Annotated in this window: 15 protein-coding genes; 4 read left to right on the top strand and 11 right to left on the bottom strand. The window is 71.2% G+C overall.

Going from position 1 to position 18406, the window contains the following annotated elements:
* Positions 1–151: 151 nt before the first annotated feature.
* Together BM228_RS14320 and BM228_RS14315 are read right to left on the bottom strand one after the other, a co-directional pair.
* Positions 152–1030 carry an SGNH/GDSL hydrolase family protein gene (locus BM228_RS14320; protein ID WP_092041586.1) on the bottom strand — a complete coding sequence of 293 codons (879 nt, stop codon included), beginning with the start codon at positions 1028–1030 and terminating at the stop codon, positions 152–154.
* The gene (locus tag BM228_RS14315; protein ID WP_092041584.1) at positions 991–2088 is read right to left on the bottom strand and encodes an OpgC family protein; all 1098 of its coding nucleotides are present in this window, start codon (positions 2086–2088) and stop codon (positions 991–993) included. Before BM228_RS14315 ends, BM228_RS14320 begins: the two co-directional genes overlap by 40 nt.
* Positions 2089–2247: 159 nt before the next feature.
* Here BM228_RS14315 and BM228_RS14310 point away from each other — a divergent pair, with 159 nt between their 5' ends.
* Entirely contained in the window at positions 2248–2514 is a 267-nt protein-coding gene (locus BM228_RS14310; protein ID WP_092041581.1) for a hypothetical protein, read from the top strand.
* Positions 2515–2565: 51 nt separating this feature from the next.
* On the opposite strand, the gene rfbA is transcribed toward BM228_RS14310, so the two are convergent.
* The 4 genes from rfbA to rfbC all read right to left on the bottom strand — a co-directional run bounded on the left by rfbA (position 2566) and on the right by rfbC (position 6095).
* Entirely contained in the window at positions 2566–3456 is an 891-nt protein-coding gene (gene rfbA, locus BM228_RS14305) for a glucose-1-phosphate thymidylyltransferase RfbA (RefSeq protein WP_092041578.1), read from the bottom strand.
* Positions 3453–4358 (bottom strand): dTDP-4-dehydrorhamnose reductase, encoded by a 906-nt coding sequence (rfbD, locus tag BM228_RS14300; RefSeq protein ID WP_092041576.1) that lies wholly within the window; start codon positions 4356–4358, stop codon positions 3453–3455. The genes rfbA and rfbD overlap by 4 nt, the downstream gene beginning before the upstream one ends.
* Complete coding sequence (gene rfbB / locus BM228_RS14295) at positions 4358–5407, bottom strand: dTDP-glucose 4,6-dehydratase (protein WP_092041573.1); 1050 nt, start codon at positions 5405–5407, stop codon at positions 4358–4360. The genes rfbD and rfbB overlap by 1 nt, the downstream gene beginning before the upstream one ends.
* Before the next feature lie 136 nt (positions 5408–5543).
* A complete protein-coding gene (gene rfbC, locus BM228_RS14290) occupies positions 5544–6095 on the bottom strand; it encodes a dTDP-4-dehydrorhamnose 3,5-epimerase (RefSeq protein ID WP_092041571.1) in 552 nt (183 codons plus the stop codon).
* Positions 6096–6285: 190 nt separating this feature from the next.
* On the opposite strand from rfbC, the gene BM228_RS14285 reads away from it, so the two are divergent.
* Entirely contained in the window at positions 6286–7191 is a 906-nt protein-coding gene (locus BM228_RS14285; protein ID WP_167367735.1) for a DUF6925 family protein, read from the top strand.
* 151 nt (positions 7192–7342) lie between these two features.
* Here the strand turns inward: BM228_RS14285 and BM228_RS14280 are convergent, their stop codons facing one another.
* From BM228_RS14280 to queE, 5 genes are all read right to left on the bottom strand, one after another.
* On the bottom strand, positions 7343–10894 hold the full coding sequence (locus tag BM228_RS14280) for a tubulin-like doman-containing protein (RefSeq protein ID WP_092041565.1): 3552 nt from the start codon (positions 10892–10894) through the stop codon (positions 7343–7345).
* 4 nt (positions 10895–10898) lie between these two features.
* On the bottom strand, positions 10899–11381 hold the full coding sequence (locus tag BM228_RS14275; RefSeq protein ID WP_092041562.1) for a hypothetical protein: 483 nt from the start codon (positions 11379–11381) through the stop codon (positions 10899–10901).
* The gene (locus BM228_RS14270; RefSeq protein ID WP_092041559.1) at positions 11378–12907 is read right to left on the bottom strand and encodes a hypothetical protein; all 1530 of its coding nucleotides are present in this window, start codon (positions 12905–12907) and stop codon (positions 11378–11380) included. The genes BM228_RS14275 and BM228_RS14270 overlap by 4 nt, the downstream gene beginning before the upstream one ends.
* Positions 12904–14268 (bottom strand): hypothetical protein, encoded by a 1365-nt coding sequence (locus BM228_RS14265; protein ID WP_244537146.1) that lies wholly within the window; start codon positions 14266–14268, stop codon positions 12904–12906. The genes BM228_RS14270 and BM228_RS14265 overlap by 4 nt, the downstream gene beginning before the upstream one ends.
* Before the next feature lie 308 nt (positions 14269–14576).
* Positions 14577–15209: a 7-carboxy-7-deazaguanine synthase gene (queE, locus tag BM228_RS14260; protein ID WP_092041554.1), complete on the bottom strand. Its 633-nt coding sequence runs from the start codon at positions 15207–15209 to the stop codon at positions 14577–14579.
* Between the two features lie 256 nt (positions 15210–15465).
* On the opposite strand from queE, the gene BM228_RS14255 reads away from it, so the two are divergent.
* Together BM228_RS14255 and BM228_RS14250 are read left to right on the top strand one after the other, a co-directional pair.
* Positions 15466–16971, top strand: a complete 1506-nt coding sequence (locus tag BM228_RS14255) for a D-alanyl-D-alanine carboxypeptidase family protein (protein ID WP_092041551.1) — start codon at positions 15466–15468, stop codon at positions 16969–16971.
* Positions 16972–17228: 257 nt separating this feature from the next.
* Positions 17229–18326 carry a CobW family GTP-binding protein gene (locus BM228_RS14250; RefSeq protein ID WP_092041790.1) on the top strand — a complete coding sequence of 366 codons (1098 nt, stop codon included), beginning with the start codon at positions 17229–17231 and terminating at the stop codon, positions 18324–18326.
* The last annotated feature ends 80 nt before the right edge of the window (positions 18327–18406 follow it).

The raw sequence follows: 18406 nt of genomic DNA, 5'->3' as shown, positions 1-18406 counted from the left end.
CTCCGCGCCAGGCTCGGAGCATCATCCCGAATGGCGGCCGCCAGCTCGGAAACAGATGATGACCCGTCAAACCCGCTGAGACATCGTCCGGAATGAACTATCCGGGCCGATACTCCAGTGACCGCAGGGAAACGGTCTCGGGTTCTACGGTCTAGCCCGGGGCGCGTTGCGGTGCGGTTAAGGGCGGCCCGGCCGGGGCGACCTTCGGCTCCGGCTCCGCCTCAGTCCGCATCAGCGAGGTGGCGATGGTCAGCGCCACGTGCTCGGCCATGCAGCGCAGGCCGAGATCGTTGAGCCGGAACTGGCGGCCGAGCATGTGCCCCTCGCCCTTGTCGCTGCGGCTCGATAGGTAGTGCAGGGCCTCGTAGCGGCGCACCAGCGGCACCTGCTGCTGGCCCGCCACGGTGCGGACCGCATCGACGATCCGGTTGTAATCGACGTCGGCGGCCATGCTGGCGGTGTAGATCGGGTCGACCAGCACCACGTCGATCCCGTGCGAGCGGATCCAGGCCACGGCCTCGCTGAGCGCGCTGGCGAAGGCGTCGGCATCGACCCGGGCGATGGCGTCGTGGGTACCGACCTGCCAGACCACGAGGTCGGGTTCGGCCTCCGCCACCATGGTGCGCAGGCGCTCGGCCGCGCCCGAGGCGATCTCCCCCGGCAGGCCGCGATGGTCGATGGTCACGTCGGTCTTGGGCAGCGCCTTTTCCAGGGCGGCTTCGAGCTTGGCCGGGTAGGAGGCCGAGGCCCCCGGCGCGGCGCTGCCGCCGATCGCCAGGATCTTGAGCGGGCGGTTCTCGCCGAGCGCCGACCGGACCGCGCCCAGCTTGGCCATGGTGTAGAGCTGCGCGCCCGGGACCCGGCATTCCTGCGACAGGCCCGGCTCGCCCGCGCCCGGATCTGCCGGCTGCTCCGCGGCTGCCGCTGGTGCCAGGGCGCCCAGAATTAGAGCGGTCAGCGCCCAGCGGAGCCCGGAGGCGCGCGCGCACCTCACGGGCGGGGCCGGGACGACTTGATGCGGGTACGCCATTCGACGAACCATGCGGTGAACCCCAGACCGACCAGGCCGCTTCCGGCGACCAGCATATCGACCAGCACGCCGCCGCCGGTCTGGAAACGCACGAGCTGCCCGATCAGGCTCAGGATCGAGCCCATGGAGAAGACCGCCAGGGAGTTCCGACCCAGCCGGTTCAGATAGCCACCGACCGGACCGATTCGGGGAGCCAGGATTGCGTAGAGCGGCGCGAAGGCCAGCAATACCCCCAGGAAATGAAGAAGCCGTGCCGGTGTCAGGTAGGTCTTCTCGAACGTGAACAGCAGCCGCGGCTCCGGCACCATCAGCGGATCCGGGCGGATCCCCGTCACGGCGAGCACGATCCCGAGGATGACGATGGCGAGCCCGGCGGGAATCAATCTCCGCGACCAACGGCGCAGGGTGTCGGAGCGCAGGTGCCAGCCCTGGAGGACGAAGCCCAGCACCAGCAGCACCTGCCAGCAGAACGGGTCGAAGAACCAATCCCCCTCTCCCGGCCAGGACGGCACGTTCCACTCGAAGACGAGGCTGGCGAGGTAAAGGCCGCCGGATAAGGCCAGCGATGCGATCAGGCTGAACCGGCCGACCAGCACGAAGATCGGCGCGATGCCGATCAGCACCACGTAGAGCGGCAGGATGTTGAAGAAGCCGAGCTGGTAGGTCATCAGCGCCATGCCGCAGACCGACTGGATCGGGTCGGCGAAGAAGCCGCCGGCATTGTGCCATTCGAGGATCAGCGGGTTGTCGAGCAGCAGCGCCGAGCCGGCGATGAGCGCCAGCGCCAGCAGCATCACGGTGAGCTGCGCTCGGTAGACCTCGACGGTGCGGGCAAGCAGCCGGACCACGCTCCGGCCGGCCGGCTCCGGCTTCCCGTCGCGCCCGCGTGTGGCGATGCCGATCGACCAGCCCGCCAGGAACACGAACAGCTCGGCGGCGTCCGAGATGCCGTATTGCGAGTAGGTGTAGCGCTCGAAGGTGTTGCCCGGGACGTGGTTGATGAAAATCGTCACGAGGGCGAAGCCGCGCCAGAAGTCGATCGCGTTGGGGTCCCGCATCGGCGCGGCGGCTCCGGGGTTTCGACACTGGATCAGGGATGCGCGCCCCTGATACGGCGCCGCGCCCGGTCTGCAAAGGCGAACAAAGGGTGAGTTCGTGGGGCGGACCGAACTGGGTGGTCACGCTCGCGTTAGGTCGGATCAAGGAGATCCGGACAGATGACCCGCACCATCACGATTCTTTGCCTCTCGGCGCTGTTGCCGATGCTGGCCGCGACGGCCGCCTCGGCGCAGGCTCAGACCGGAACCGGCGGAGGACCGACCTCCACCATCACGGCGCCGCACACTTCGTCGGTCGGCCAAACGATGCCGCCGGCCTCCGGCGCCGGTGCCGCGACCGCGGATGATCGCCGCACCCGCACCCGGGAGCAGATGCAGGACGACAAGATTTCTCAAGGCATCTGCATCGGGTGCAGCCCGAAGTAGATTTTTGCGACTCACGGTTTTCCGGGGCCGTTTGGCCCCGGATCGTTCGCGTCACCGCAGCGCGAGTTCGTCCTCGCTCTCGCGGGCCAGGCGCAGCAGGTTCTGGCCGTAATTGGTCTTGGCGAACATCTCGCCGCGGGCGATCAGCTGGTCGCGGGTGATGAAGTTCTGGAGGAAGGCGATCTCCTCCAGGCAGGCCACCTGGAGACCCTGGCGGTTCTGCAGGGTGCGGACGAACTCGCTGGCTTCCAGCAGGCTGTCATGCGTCCCGGTGTCGAGCCAGGCATAGCCGCGCGACATCCGCTCCACGTAGAGCTGGCCGCGCTGGAGATAGGCCTCGTTGACGCTGGTGATCTCCAGTTCGCCCCGCGCCGACGGCTTCACCGCGGCGGCGATGTCCAGCACTTGGTTGTCGTAGAAGTACAGGCCGGTCACCGCCCAGGTGGATTCCGGGTTCTGCGGCTTTTCGACGATCTTGGTCGGGCGCCCGGTCTTGTCGAGATTGACCACGCCGTAGGCCTGCGGGTTGTCGACATGGTAGGCGAAGACCGTCGCGCCGTCCTTGCGCGCCCGCGCAGCCGCCAGCAGCTCCCTCATGCCGGCGCCGAAGAACAGGTTGTCGCCGAGGATCAGCGCCACGTCGTCGGTGCCGACGAAGTCGCGCCCGATCACGAAGGCCTGGGCGAGGCCCTCCGGCCGCGGCTGCACCGCGTAGGAGAACTGCAGGCCGAACTGCTCGCCGGTGCCGAACAGGCGCTTGTAATTGTCCAGGTGCTCCGGCGAGGAGATGATCAGGATCTCGCGGATGCCGGCGAGCATCAGCACCGAGATCGGATAGTAGATCATCGGCTTGTCGTAGACCGGCAGCAGCTGCTTGTTGATCGACAGCGTCGCCGGGTGCAGGCGCGTGCCGGATCCGCCGGCCAGAACGATGCCCTTCATGGCTTGGAAGCTCCCTCTGAGACCGGCCCGACGAGCCGGTCCAGGATGTCGTCGAGCGCCGCCTGCCAGGGCCGGGGCGCGATGCCGTAGGCCGCGGTCAGGCTGTCGGTGGACAGGCGCGAATTGGCCGGCCGCCGGGCCGGTGTCGGATAGGCGGAGGTCGGGATGCCGTTGACGGGGATCGACCGGCCGCCTCGCCGGGCGGCGCCCGCCACGATCGCCTCGGCGAAGCCGTGCCAGGTTGTGGCGCCGGCATTGACGCAATGGAACGTGCCGGTGGGCGCGGCCGGGTCCTCGGCGAGCCGTTGGGCGATCGCCGCGAGCGCGGCAGCAAGGTCGGAGGCGGAGGTCGGGCAGCCGTGCTGGTCGTTCACCACCGTCAGGGCGTCGCGCTCGCCGGCGAGCCGCAGCATCGTCTTGACGAAGTTGCCCCGGTGCGGGCTCACCACCCAGGCGGTGCGCACGATCGCGTGGCGCGGGTTGGCACTGCGCACGGCGAGCTCGCCCGCGGCCTTGCTGGCGCCGTAGACGCTCTGCGGGTCGATCGGCTCGTCCGGGGCATAGGCCCCCTCGGGCTTGGTGCCGGCGAAGACGTAGTCGGTCGAGACGTGCACGAGCGGGATGTTTTTCGCGGCCGTCGCGGCGGCCAGGATCGCCGGGGCGAGGGCGTTGAGGCGCCAGGCCTCGACCACGTCGGATTCGGCCTTGTCCACGGCGGTGTAGGCGGCGGTGTTGATTACCGCCCGGTAGTCCCGTGCGTCCAGGGTCCGGGCGACGGCGCCCGTATCGGTGATGTCGAGCTCCGCCCGGCTCGGCGCGTGCACCGAGACGCCGGCGGGCCAGGCCAGGGCCTGCAGCTCGGTGCCGACCTGTCCGGCACCGCCGAGGACCAGGATGTCCATCAGTGGGTCAGCCCCAGGCGCTCGCCCGTGTAGCGGCCCTCGCGGATCGGGCGCCACCAGCTCTCGTTGTCGAGGTACCAGGCCACGGTCTCCTCCAGCGCCTGCTCGAAGGTCTTCTGCGGCCGCCAGCCGAGCTCGGTCTCGGCCTTGGTGCAGTCGATGGCGTAGCGCCGGTCATGGCCGGGCCGGTCGGTGACGAAGCTGATCAGCTGCTCGTGGGGGCCGTTCTCCGGCCGCAGCCGGTCGAAGGCCGCGCACAGGGCCTTCACCACCGCGAGGTTGTTGCGTACCGCCCGGCCGCCGAGCAGGTAGGTGTTCCCGACCCGCCCGCGCTCCAGCACGGCGACCAGGCCCTTGGCGTGGTCCTCGACATGGATCCAGTCGCGCTCGTTCAGTCCGTCGCCGTAGACCGGCAGCTTCTTGCCCTCGAGGGCATTGAGGATCATCAGCGGGATCAGTTTTTCCGGGAAGTGCCGCGGTCCGTAATTGTTCGAGCAATTGGTTACCAGCACCGGCAGCCCGTAGGTCTCGTGCCAGGCTCGCGCCAGGTGGTCGGAGGCGGCCTTCGAGGCCGAGTACGGCGAGCGCGGATCGTAGCGGCTCTCCTCGGTGAAGAACGCCCCGGGGGGCAGCGAGCCGTAGACCTCGTCGGTCGAGACGTGCAGGAACCGGAAGGTTTTCTTGTCCGCCTCCGGCAGGGCCTCGTAGTGCGCGCGGGCCCCGTCCAGCATGGTCTGGGTACCGATGACGTTGGTGCGCACGAACGCGCCCGGATCGGTGATCGAGCGGTCGACATGGCTCTCGGCGGCCAGATGCATCACCGCCTGCGGCTTGAAGTCGGCGATGGCGGCCTGCACGGCGGCGCGGTCGCAGATATCGGCCTCGACGAGGCGGTGGCGCGGGTTATCGGCCAGGGACGCCAGGGAAATCGGGTTGGCCGCGTAGGTCATCGCGTCGAGGGTGCAGACCTCGTGGCCGAGATCGTTGACGAGATGCAGCACCAGCGCCGAGCCGATGAAGCCGCAGCCTCCGGTCACCAGAATGCGCATGGCGTGTCCCCCCTCGGATCGTTCGCGTAAAGACATGGTCTGAAAGACATGGGTTGCCGGCAGCTAAAGACCGTCCGGCGTGACGAAAATACGGCCCGGCCGCTTGGCGGCCGGAAACATCGCTTCAGAACGCTGTTCAGAACATTTGGCCGAGCGCGGCGAGCTTCGGCGCGCGGCGGTCCTTGTCGGAGAGGATCGCGGCCTCGCCGGAGACCGGCCACGGGATCCCGATCTCGGGATCGTCCCAGGCCAAGGCCCGGTCGTGCGCGGGGCTGTAATAGGCGTCGACCTTGTAGGCGACCATGACGTCCGGCGTCAGGGTGCAGAAGCCGTGGGCGAAGCCGTGCGGGATGTAGAGCTGCTCGCCGTTCTCGGCGTCGAGCGTCACGGCCACGTACTTGCCGAAGGTCGGAGAGCCGCTGCGGATATCCACCGCCACGTCGAGGATCGCGCCCTGGAGCACGCGGATCAGCTTGGCCTGGGCTTGCGGGGCGATCTGGAAATGCAGGCCGCGGATCGTGCCCTGCGGGGCCGAGAAGGATTGGTTGTCCTGCACGAACGGCGTGGTGATCCCGGCCCGGGCCATCGTATCGGCCCGGAAGGTCTCGGAGAACCAGCCGCGGCTGTCGCCGAAGCGCTTCAGCTTGATGCGCTTCACGTCCGGAATCTCGGTATCGATCACATCCATGCCAGCGCGTCCCTCCCCGCGGATATCTCCGCCCCGGTCGTCCCGGGCATCGCGCCCGCCGCGCCGAGAACAACCTCGATGATCGACCCGCGACTTCCGGTCATTCGCCGGCCGTGTCAAGGCGTGCTGCCTGCGGGGATAGTCCTCCGCGCGGTTTTCGCAAGGATGGGGCTTGGCTTATGGGACGTCGATGACGGGCGGATCGGTGGTGTCCCTGCTGCGCGACTACCTCGCCGACCCGGCCTGCGCCTGGAGCCTCGGCGCCTACGGGGCGGTGGCCGCCTTCTCCCGGGACCCGGCCGAGCCGGTGGCGTTCCGCGAGAATGGCGAGATCGGCCTATCGACTCCGTGCGGCGCGATCATGCTCGCCGCAACGCCGGAGCTGGTGCCTTTTGCCTACGAGACCGGCTTCACGGGCGGCTGGAGCCAAGCGGTCGCCCTGTGCCTGCCGGACGCGGCCTGCGCCATGGGCCGGCGCGACGTGCTGACCGAGCTTGGGCCGGACGCAGCAGCTGCGCGGACGCAGGATCGCGGCGCGATCCTGTTCGATCTCGGCCTTGGGCTCCGGGCGGTCGATGCCTGCGTCCGGGTGGCCGATCCCGGCTTGATCGATGATCTGCGGGCCGCGGCCGGCCGGCCGATCTTGGCCCCCGGCAATCCGATCGGGCCCCTGCTCGTCGCGGCGAGCCCCCACCGGGTGTTCCTGGCTCGCTTCGGCCGGATCGAGGTGTACACGCCGATCCCGCCCGAAGGCGGTGTCGGCGCCCCCGGGCCGCACAGCCACATCCTGCCAAAGCTCCTGCGCCTCGGCCGGACCCATGCCGCGACCGCCCCGATCCCGCCCGGCCTCGTACCCTGCGCGGCCCTGCATCCGGCCCACCCGGCCAAGGACGTGTCCGGCCGCCGGGCCGGCTTCGACGCCGCCCGCCACGCCGCCTTCGGGCGCCTGCTCGACGCCTGGGGCGACCCGGCGCTCACCGCGCTCCGGCGCATGGTGCTGGCCGGCGGCGAGCCGGATCCGACGTTGGCGAACGGCCGCTTCGCCCGCTCGGCGATTCGGGCGGCGCGGGCGCAGGTTTTGGCGATGCGTGACTGAGCACCTCTCCCGTCATTGCGAGCGTAGCGAAGCAACCCAGGGCAGCGCGCGATCTCAAGATGTGGCGCCACACTGGGTTGCTTCGCTACGCTCGCAATGACGGTGTGGCTGGCGGAAAGCCGTCGGCCACCATCGTCAGCCGAGCGCAGCCTCAGCGAGCCGGCGGCGGCGGAGGCGGTGGCGCCAGCAGCGGGGCCAGCGCCGGGTGGTCGCCGGCGGCGATCCAGGCTCCGCCCTGCGGGTGGATCTGGATGGCCGCGCTCAGGGTGCCGGCGCGGGCCTGGGCCACGAGGTCGGCGAGCGAAAACGGGCCTTCGACCGTGTCGCGATAGACGTAAAAGAGAGCGGCCGGCGGCGGTGGCGGCGGGGCCGGGGCGGCCGGGTTGGCGAGGCGGAGCAGGGCCTCGGTGGTGAAGGAAGCGGGATCGATCACGCGCTTGTCTACGGCGCGCAGGGCCGGCGGGTCGGACGGGTCGCGGTTGGCCTCCTCGGCGGGCACGTCGGCGAGGCTGCCGGGGATCGGCTTGGTCCAGGCCTCGATCTGGGCCAGCAGCGCATCGAACAGGCGATCCGGATCGCCCGGCAGGCCGCCGGCCTCGACGGCACCCTGGCGCCAGCGTCGGCTGAGCGCGTCCGCCACCGCGTGGCCGACGCCGCCGACCCTGGCCTCAGCGTCGAAATTCACTGTCTCGCGCCGGGGGGCGTAGGCGCGCTTGGCAGTCCAGGCGAACAGGGCCGCCATCGCGAGGTTCTGGACCGGCGACAGGGCCGCCTCCGCCTCGGCGAGCTGGGCCGCGATCGCCGCGCGCTGGACCCGGTCGAACAGCTTGCGCCGCAGGGTCCGCTCCGAACCGACGCTGCGCCAGTCGCCGGGCTCGAAGGCGAAGCGCCACAGGCCGGTCTCGGGGGCGCGCTGGAGCAGGCCGAGGCAGACCGCCCGCAGGAACAGCGACAGGGTCTCGCGCAGGGCGTCCGATTCCTCGGCCGAGGGGGCGACCGGGTCGGGGAAGCGCAGATAGTCCTTGTGGTTGTGGAGCGGGATCGCGTCGAGGCGGTCGAGCTCCTGGGCGTAGGCGTTGCGCCAGTCGCGCCGCAGGGGGCCGAGCACGTCGAGCGGCACACCGGACAGCTCGCAATAGCAGACGATGCGGCCGCGCTGGCTCGATTCCAGGAAGCCGATCTCCCCGGCACCGAGCACCGGCGGCAGGCTCGCCCGCAGGATCGGGCCGAACTCGGCCTGGAAGGCGCGCGAGCCCTCCACCGCCAGGATCGTCTTGAACTGGTCGCCGCCCGGGCTGAAGGCATCGAACCGCGCGTAGATCCACGGCATGCAGCGCAGGAGCATCAGCTCCAGAGTCTGGCGCTGCCGGGTGGGCGGCAATTCGCGGAGCGCATCGAGCGCCGAGGGGATGCGGGCGCGGTGCGGCCCGAGCCGGCGCCGGGCCATGTCGCGCACGGCGTTGAGCAGGTCGGCCCGGGTCTCCTCCTCGCGCAGCAGCGCGAAGATCGCCCGCGAGCCGCCATAGGCCCGGAACGCCTCGCGCGCCCAAGCGAGCTGCTCGGCCGGAGCGACCGCGATCTTATCGGGCAGGTCGCCCGAGGGCAGGACCAGGAAGGTGCCGCCCGAGGGGCGCTCGATGGCGTTGCGGATCTCGGCGATGTCGAGGCGCAGCTCACGCATCAGCCGGCCGACATCCTCGTGGCCTTGGTTCAGGGCGCCGAGCAGACCGTCGTAGCGGGCGGCGCCGGTCTCGGGGTCGCGCCCGGTCCGGGTGCCCAGCCTGGCCGAGACCCGGCGCAGCAGCTCGGCCGCCTCGCGGGCGGCCACCGAGCGGATGCGCAGGACGCAGGAGCCGCGCAGATCCTCCCTTGCCTGCTCCAGGTAGCGCTCGGCGTCGCGGCGATGGGAGAAAATCAGGCCGGGGCGGACCTGGTCGAGCCGGCTGAGCGAGGCGGAAAAATGCTCGGCGAGCATCTCGTCGGCGAGCCGCGCATAGGTGTCGGCGGCGGCGGTGAGACGGGCGAGCGCGCCGCCATCGGCCTCGATCAGCTCCTTCACGCCCTCGATCAGCGCCCGGGCATAATCGAGGCCGCCGCGCTCCTGATCGTCGAGCAGGCGGTAGAGGGCGGCCGGCAGCGCGCCGTCCCTGTCGGAGAGCCAGGCCACCTCGAGTTTGGCGCGGACATCCAGCACCTCGGCGCCGCGGGGACCGTAGGCGGCGCCCGAGCCGGTGCGGCCCAGGATGTCGTCGCGCAGGCGCTCGGCCTCTTTGCGCAGGTTCGGGGCCCAGTCCCGGGGGCTCGCGATCTCGGTCTTGATCGCGTCCACCGCCTCCTCGACGCCGAGCGCCACCGATTCCTGGATCGACGAGCCGTCCGCCCGCTGCAGCAGCGTGCCGACGAGGTCGTATTCGGGAATGCCGGGGGGCGCCGGGCGCAGCACCTTCGGGAAGGCCTCGAAGGCGGAGAAGCGCAGGGCGAGGCGGTCGGCGGCGAAGCGGTCGCGCTCCTCCACCGTGGGGATGTGCCGCTCGCCCTGCCCCCGGGCGACGCCGAAGAACGCTTCGACCATGCCGAGACCGGCCCGGGCGGCGTGTTCCTCGAATTCGAGGCTGCCGCGGGTGGCGAGCACGGCCTGGCCGAGCGCCGAGTAGTTCAAGGAAAACAGGGCGGCGCGGCCGGCTTGGTCCGGGCTCGGGGGCGCCCATTTGCGCATCTTGTGCTGGGTCTGGTTGACGCCGGTCGAGCGCTTGCGGCCGGAGAATTCGGAATTGCCGAAATCCTCGAACAGCACGTCGGCCATCATGTCGTAGAGGTCGCCGATCGCGCCGGTGCGCTGGTCGGCGAGGTTCTGGGTGTCGAACAGGTAGATGTCGCTGAACGGCCGCTCGACCCCGCGGGCAACCCGGGCGTGATCGCCCCAGCTCTCGACATAGGGCGGCTCGGGATTGCCGCGCATGGCGTATTCGAGCTCGGACAGGGTCGCGACGCCGTTGGCGAAGACCCGGTCCTTGTTGGCGCCGACATAGCCCGAGGGCAGGACGAGGAAGAGATCGACGGCGTCCGGGCGCTTGGGCGTCTCGAGCGAGGAGATCGCGTAGCCGGCATCGATCACCGCCCCGGAGCCGGTGCCGCCAGCCACCGACGCCACTACGACGACGCGCAGGTCCGTGGAGGTGTCGAGGCCGAGCGCGCGCAGCTGCGCCTCGTTCGAGACGTTGGCCAGCACCGCGCCGGCCTTGGCGGTGAGCCGGTCCTGGAAGTTGCGGACCTCGTCGAAGAACAGCAGCCGCGCGATGGCCCGGATCTGGCCGGCGCCCTTCGAGGCGTCGATGCGCGACAGGTCCCGGGCCGGGAGCCAGGAATCGATATGCGGGTAGCTGCGCCGCTCGGCCTGGTAGCGGGCGAAGTTGACCGCTTTCTGCAGGGTCTCGCCCTCGCGGAACGCGACCTTGGCCGAGAGCGCGTCGGTGGCCGCCGCCCGGCCGGCCTCGCGGGCCTCCAGGGTGTCGGTGTCGAAATACAGGAAGGACGCGGCCGGAAACTGGTCGAGGGCGCTGATCCGTGTCCCGTTCCAGTCGGCCTGGAGGATGCGGCGGCGCAGGCGCAGCAGCACCTCCATGCCGGTGCCGCCGAGCGCCACGAACACGGTGGGGCGGATTTTCAGGAGTGTCTCGGTCTCGGCGGGCCGGGCGTCAGCCATGATCTCAGCGCCTCCGGTCGGGTGCGCGCAGGAACAGCGCCAGGGCGGCGCCGAACAGCACGAGGCAGAGGGCGAAGCCGGCCGCCAGCCCGGCCCAGGCCTGCCAGAGCCGGCCGACCGTGGCGCTCACCAGGATCGCGGCAGTGAGCATCAACGCCGAGAACAGCATCCAGCTGGCGCCGTCGGCGGCGTCGAGCGTGGCGCGGCGGTTGATCAGGTGGGCGCGCACCCCCTGGCGGACGAACAGGAACAGCACCGCCAGCACCACCAGGGCGGCCGCGCCCAGCGCGAGTTCCGTGGTGGTCGGCCCCCGTTCGAGGGTGCTGAACGGATTCGCGGCGGTGGTGGATTGGGCGGGCGGCGTCGGCAGCGGCTCCGCCTGCGGGCTCGGATTCTGCGGGGCCGGAATGGTGAAATCCTGCCCGGTCCGGGCCTGGACGCGGACGATTCCAGGCGGTCCAACGCGGTCAACATACAAAAAAATCATGCGCCGGGTCCGGGCTCCTGAAGGCGGGTGGCGCAGGCCGGCCCCCACAGGCCCGCCCGCACCTGCCAGCGGCTGCCGTCGGGGGCGCGCAGGGTCTGGGTGCGGTAGGGGCGCAGGCTGACCCGCTTCGGGACGGTGCCGAGCATCACGGTCTGGACCCGCGCCCGGGCGAGCGCGAGGGCCCCGAGACCGGCCGCGCCGGCGAGCGCCAGGGCGCCGGAGGCGGCGGCGATCAGCGGCCACGGCGAGAACGCCGCCTCGATCCGCACCGGCAGGCTCACCGAGGCTTCCGAGACGCCGCGATAGTCGCGGAACAGGCCGGGCAGCCGGCCCTCCACCGCACGCGCATCCCCAGCCGCCCCACCCATCTGGTCTCCGGACAACAATCCGCTGCCGAAGATCGGCCGCACCCGGTCCAGGAAGGCCGGATCCAGCGCTAGGCGCAAGTCCGCCAGCCGCAGGGTGAGCGTCCCATCCACGGTGCGCCCGTCGGAGAGCAGGCCGGCCAGGCCGGCGGGGCGCGGGATCGGCGGCAGGGTCAGCACCACGGCGAGCGGGCCGCTCTCGGCCTGGGGTGCCAGGTCGGTGATCTCCGCGGGCGAGACCGCCGCCTGCGCCAGCCCGGCCTCGGTGCCGACCTCGCTCCAGCTCAGGGCCAGCCGCGCGGCGGCGACCCGTTGCGGATAGAGGCCGTTGTGCAGATGGGCGGTGAGCCGCAGGGCGGTGCCGGCGGTGGCGTCCGCCCCGCTTACCACCAGCACGCCGTTCTCCAGGCCGGCCTGCAACCCGCCGGTGTCGATACGGTCGAAGCGCAGGGTCAGGCCGCCGGCCAGAACCGGCTTCAGGCTCACGGGCGGATGGCTGAACAGGGCCGTCAGTCCCGGCGCGGTGACGGCGGCTTCGAGGGCCCGGTCGCCGGCCGCGCCGTAGCCGATGCCGTAGATGACGAAGCCGCCTTCGGAAAAGTTGCGGCCTTTCAGGGGCATCCGCACCGGGTAGGCGACGATCCGGCTGATCGCGTCGGACTCGCGAAGCGCCACGTAGAAAGCGGCGGTGTTGCGCTCGACCTCGGCGCTGTTGCCCGGGCTGTTCTTGTTGTTGGTGACCATCCAGATCACCCCGTCCCGGCCGCGCAGGCCGGTGCGGATCGCGCCGAGCAGCGCGCCGTTGAAGTCGGCATCCGCATAGGCGGCGCTGCCGGCCTTGCGCGGCAGGTCGATCGAGGCGATCGCCGCCCGGACCCGAGCGGCCTCGTAGGCGCCCTCGTACAGGATACGCGGCGAGGGCCGGCCCGGGACCTGCCCGTCCTGGTCGAAGGTCGCCACGGCGATCTCGCCCCCCGGGACCCGGGCCGCCGCGACCAGGGCCTCGACCAGAGGCCGGAACTGCGAGCCCTCGGCGGTGAGGAACGGCTCCATCCACCCGGAATCCTGCACCAGGAACACCTGCCGCACCGGCGCCTCGGCCCAGGCGCGCCCGCAGAGCAGGAGAACGAGGGCCAGCACCGCCCGCAGGAGAACGCTCATGCCGCGCGCAGCCGCAGAGCGTGGCAGCGGCCTTCGGCCCGACTCCACAGATAGAGGACGCGATCGTGGAGGAGCGCCCGCGCGTCGCCGATCCGCGACACCGCGAGACCCAGCGGCAGCCGGCGCAGGCCCGCCCCGTGGGCGTGGTGGAGGACGTGGCCGGTCACCGGCGCCGGTAGGCTCTCGCCCCGCAGAAAGCCGCCGCGCGGGCCGGGGATGTCGAGGGCGAGCAGGATCGTGTCGCGGGCCAGCGCCAGAAGGGGCACCAGTAGGTTGCCGGCATGGGCGCCGAGGTTGAGCACCTCCTCGGCGGTCTGCCACGGCACATCGAACCGCTCGGCGCCGGAATAGGTGCCCGGCCCGGCCGCCAGATGCGGCCCGTCGAGGCGGTTCAGGGCCGGGTCCGACGCCAGGGCGGCGAGGTGATAGCGTCCGTCCCTCATGCCGAGTTGGTGGCGCAGGTCGGCGCGGTCGCCCCAGGGCGCCTGGGCGATGACCGGCTCGAAGCCGGCGGGCCAGGGGGTGACTCGGGTCTCGTCGCCGAGGGTGCGGCAGGCCACGAAGCCGTCCGGGCCGGTCCAGACGCAATCGCCGAGGCGGTTGGTCCAGGGGCCGGCGAAATCCGCACCCGGGGCGGGCCGTCCGAGATCGCGCAGGTCGAGGGCGTTCGACTCGGCGTCCTTCCGGCAGAGGATAAGACGCCTGCCGCGCTCCCCAAGCACGAAAAGGTCGCCGCGGCGCCAGCACGGGGCTGACAGGAAACGCAGGCCCGGTGCCCGGGCCTCGGCACGGACGAGGCGGGGCCCGAGCTGGGGCAGGCTCATGCTGACCAGCGCCTCGGTGGTGGCGTAGGCGATGCCCCGGCGGCCCGGCGTCAGGCCGGAGCCCACCGGATCGGGGGGCAGCCGCCCGAGGCCGACGAACCTGTGGCCGTCCCAGCCCTCGAACGCGCCGAGGTTCTCCTGGAACAGGTAGAGCGCCGCCGGGTGCCCGGCCCGGACCAGCGCCGGCACGCCGCTCGGCAACGGCACCTCCGTCGCGCTCTCCAGATCGATATCGAGGATCTCCGGCGCCGGTGCCGGGACCGGTGGCCCCAGGGGCGCGCCGGTCTCGGGCGAGCACGCGAAGGCGGCGGGGAACGGCCGGCCCTGCCGGTCCCGGCGGATGCCCAGATGGGCGATGCGCGGATCCTCAGCGAGGATCGCCAGGCCCGCGACCTCGGCCGCGACGGGCCGCCCCGCCCGGAAGCGCCAATGCTGGCGCCCGGCCAGGCTCGTGACCCGCGGGTCCGGATCGATCGGCCAAAAACCCTCCGGTGCGGCGCGGGCGAGCGGCGATGGATCGTCCAGACTCAAGGGCACCGGTCCAGAGGCGGGAAGGCGGCGGGGATCGTTCCCGATTTTTGGCGGGATGGGAAGGGTGTGGGTGACGGGATGGCCCGTTCAGACCAGAACGAAGCGTGGGTTCCCCTCGCCTCGCGTGCGGGAAGCGCAGGCGCAGCCGGAGCGGCGGTGAGGGGGCGGCTCAGGAAGTGGCTCATCCCGAACCACCCCCTCACCCTCGGCTGCCGCCTCGCTCCGGCGACGACAAGGTCGCCGGAGCCCTCTCCCCGCGAGCGGGGCGAGGGGAAATGCGCCCGCAAGCCGGATTTACGCCGGCCGGTCACCCCTCACGGAATCCCGATCATCTTGTGCGTCTGCAGCGACAACCGCCAGCGGGCGTCCTGGCGGCAATAAGCGATGGCGGCCTGGGTGCTGGCGCTCTGCTCCGGGCCGTCCATCGGCTGAAGGAAGCGGTGCCGGAAGGCGAGGCCGACGAAATCCGCCGGGTCGGCATCCATCTGGGGATAGACCAGCTTCAACTCGTGGCCGCTCGTCTGCGCCAGGGGATTGGCGCCCTTGGGACTGACGCAGATCCAGTCGATGCCGGGGGGCGCCGGCAGGGTGCCGTTGGTCTCGATGGCGATCTCGAAGCCGTGCCGGTGCACCGCCTCGATCAGGGGCGTATCGAGCTGGAGCAGCGGCTCGCCGCCGGTGAACACCACGTAGCGGCATTCCGGCCCGCCGGCCCAGGTCCGGGCAATGGCGTCCGCCAAAGCGGTGGCATCCGCGAAGCGGCCGCCGCCCTCCCCGTCCAGGCCGACGAAATCCGTGTCGCAGAACCGGCAGGCCGCTGCGGCGCGATCCGCCTCGCGGCCGGACCAGAGGTTGCAGCCGGCGAATCGGCAGAACACCGCCGCGCGTCCCGCCTGGGCGCCCTCCCCCTGAAGGGTGTGGAAGATCTCCTTGACCGCGTAAGACACCGTTGTTCCTGAAACCTCTTCGCCTGACCGCCAGCCCGCACATAAGTGGCGTGCGGCTTGTGGACTACCGACGAGAGTGCCGCGCAGACCCGCGGTTGTGTCCCGCCTTGCTCTTGCCACGGTAGCGACGTTGATGCCGTGATGCAGCACGACGACCGCTCCCCGGCGGTCCGGGCTGCACGAATCCCGGCCGGCCGGCCGGAAGACCGGCGCCTCCCGGCGCCGCCCTGGCGATCCACTGACGAGTCGGGCTCGAATGTCCTCTTCTCTCCTCCGGCGCGTGACCGTCGGATTCGCGGCGTTGACGGGGCTTCTCGGCACAAGCCTCATCGGGATCCAGGCCGCCAGCGCGGTCACCGCGCCGATCCTCGTGGTCGATGTCGATTCCGGCAAGGTGATCTATTCCCAGGCCCCGACCGACCCCTGGTATCCGGCCTCGATCACCAAGCTGATGACCACCTACGTCGCCCTGGACCTGGTGCGGCAGGGCAAGGTCTCGCTCGATTCGATGGTCACGATCTCGGCGGCGGCGGCCTCCGAGCCGCCCTCCAAGATGGGCTTCAAGCCGGGCACGCAGCTCACCCTCGACAACGCCCTCAAGATCATCATGGTCAAGTCGGCCAACGACATCGCCTACGCGATAGGCGAGAATCTCGGCGGCTCGATCGAGGGCTTCGCCGACCAGATGAACGAGACCGCGCAGCGGATCGGCATGCGCGACAGTCGCTGGACCAACCCCAACGGCCTGCCGGACCCGCGCCAGTGGACCTCGGCCCGCGACATGGCGGTGCTCGCCCGGGCGCTGATCCGCGACTTCCCGGATTCCCACGACCTGTTCTCGATCTCGGCGATCCAGTTCGGCCGCGCCGTCATGGCCAACCACAACGGTCTGCTCGGGCGCTATCCCGGCGCGGACGGCATGAAGACCGGGTTCATCTGCTCGGGCGGCTTCAATGTGGTCGCCACCGCCTCGCGCAATGGTCGCCGGGTCATCACCATCGTGATGGGCCAGCCGAGCCCGCGCGAGCGCGACGTGAAGGCCGCCGACCTGTTCGACTACGCCTTCACCCAGAGCGCCGGCTGGACCAGCCCGACCCTCGACGCGCTGCCGGCCTCGTCCCTCGGTGGGCCGCCGGACATCCGCCCCTATGTCTGTGGCGGCAAGAAGCCGCCGCCGATCGACGACGGCGCCGGTGCGGTCAGCGCCCCCGGCTCGGCGGCGCAGCTGATCGGCGGCTCGGTGGCGAACTCCCCGGCGCTCGCGATGGCCGCCTTCTCCAGCCCGGCCCTGCGCGCCCGCACGCTCCCGCCCCGGGCGCCGCTCCAGCCGATCGCGGTCTGGATCGGCCGCAACCCGGCCGAGGGCCAGCAGATCCTGGCGGCCCAGGAATCCGAACAGAAGACGGCTGCCGCCAACACCCGGGCCGCCCGGCTCGAAGCCGCCAAGGCCAAGCGCGAGGCCGCGCTGCAGGCCGCCAAGCAGGCTCGCGAGGCAAGGCTGGAGCAGGTGAAGGCCGCCAACGCCGCAAAGGCTGCGGCCAAGCCGGCCGCGAAGGTCGCCGCGAAGCCGGCCCACGGCCTGCCGCGCAGCGCCAGCGCCTACACGTCGGTCGAGACGCCCGGCATGCCGGAGGCCAAGCCCGGCAAGGGCCTCTCGAAGCCCGTTGCCAAGCCCGCTGCCCACAAGGCGCCGGCCAAGCCCGAGGGTAAGAAGGCCGAGGTGAAGAAGCCTCAGGGCAAGAAGGCCGCCGCTGAGGAGTAGCGGCAGGCGGCTCTGCTCAAGCCACGTCGTGATAGCGGCCGGATAGATTACCCCGTCATTCCGGGGCGCCGCAGGCGAGCCCGGAATCCAGAAACGCAGGTTGATCCAGGTCTGCACCATCGGCGGCTCAGGATTCCAGGCTCCGCTTCGCGGCCCCGGAATGACCGGAAATGCTTGGGCGTTCAGGAGTTCCGCGCGTGTGCGGCCTGCGCACGAGCGCGTTGCTCCCGGCGCTCAAAACCCCCATCTCGGCAGGCATGTCCCTGACTGACTCGCCCGCCCCGGATCCGCGCCGACCGGAGCCGATCCCGCTCACCGTGCTCACCGGCTTTCTCGGCGCCGGCAAGACCACGCTGCTGAACCGGCTGCTGCGCGATCCGGCGCTCGCCGACACGGTGGTGATCGTCAACGAATTCGGCGAGATCGGCCTCGACCATCTGCTGATCGAGACCATCGACGAGGACATGGTCCTGCTCGGCGCCGGCTGCCTCTGCTGCACGGTGCGTGGCGACCTGATCGCCACCCTCGAAGACCTGCTGCGCAAGCGCGACAACGGCCGGATCAAGCCGTTCCGCCGGGTGGTGATCGAGACCACCGGGCTGGCCGACCCGGCGCCGATCCTGCACGCGCTGATCTACCATCCCTATCTGGTGCTCCGGTACCGGCTCCAGGCGGTGGTGACGGTGGTGGATGCGGTCACCGGCGCCGACACTCTCGACGCACACCCGGAGGCCGTGCGCCAGGCCGCGGTGGCCGACCGGATCGTCCTGACCAAGGCCGACCTCGCCGGTGACACCGCCGGGATGCGGGCGCGGCTCGCCGCCCTCAACCCGGCGGCGTCGATCTTTTCCCCGGACGCCCCGGCCGACGATCTGCTCGGCGGCCTGTTCGGCCTTGACGGCAAGGGCGCCGACGTGCGCGCCTGGCTCGGCGACGAAGCTTTTTCGGATGCGCATCACCACGACCACAACGACGTGAACCGCCACGATGCGTCGATCCAGGCGGTGTGCCTGACCAGCGCGGCGCCGGTACCGCGCCCGGCCTTCGAGATGTTCATGGACCTGCTGCGCTCCGGCCACGGACCGAAGCTCCTGCGGCTCAAGGGCCTCGTGGCGCTCGCCGACGACCCGGAGCACCCGATCGTGGTCCACGGCGTCCAGCATGTGTTCCACGCCCCCCTCACCCTGCCGGCCTGGCCCGATCCCGACCACACCTCCCGCCTCGTCCTGATCCTGCGCGACCTCGACCCGGCCTTCGTCCAGCGCCTCTGGGACGCGTTCCTAGGCCGCCCGCGGGTGGACGCGCCGGACGCCGCGGCGCTCACCGACAACCCGCTGGCGATCCCGGGAGGCTGAGCCGCGGGGCGGCACCGTCCTTGAAGCCATCGACCCAAACGGCGCCTCCGGGCGCCCCGCCGTCCCGGATTGGGACGATT

Source organism: Methylobacterium pseudosasicola (genome assembly GCF_900114535.1).
In the GTDB taxonomy this organism is placed as follows: domain Bacteria; phylum Pseudomonadota; class Alphaproteobacteria; order Rhizobiales; family Beijerinckiaceae; genus Methylobacterium; species Methylobacterium pseudosasicola.
Note: the sequence above shows the minus strand (reverse complement) of the source record. Positions and strands in the feature narration are given on the sequence as shown.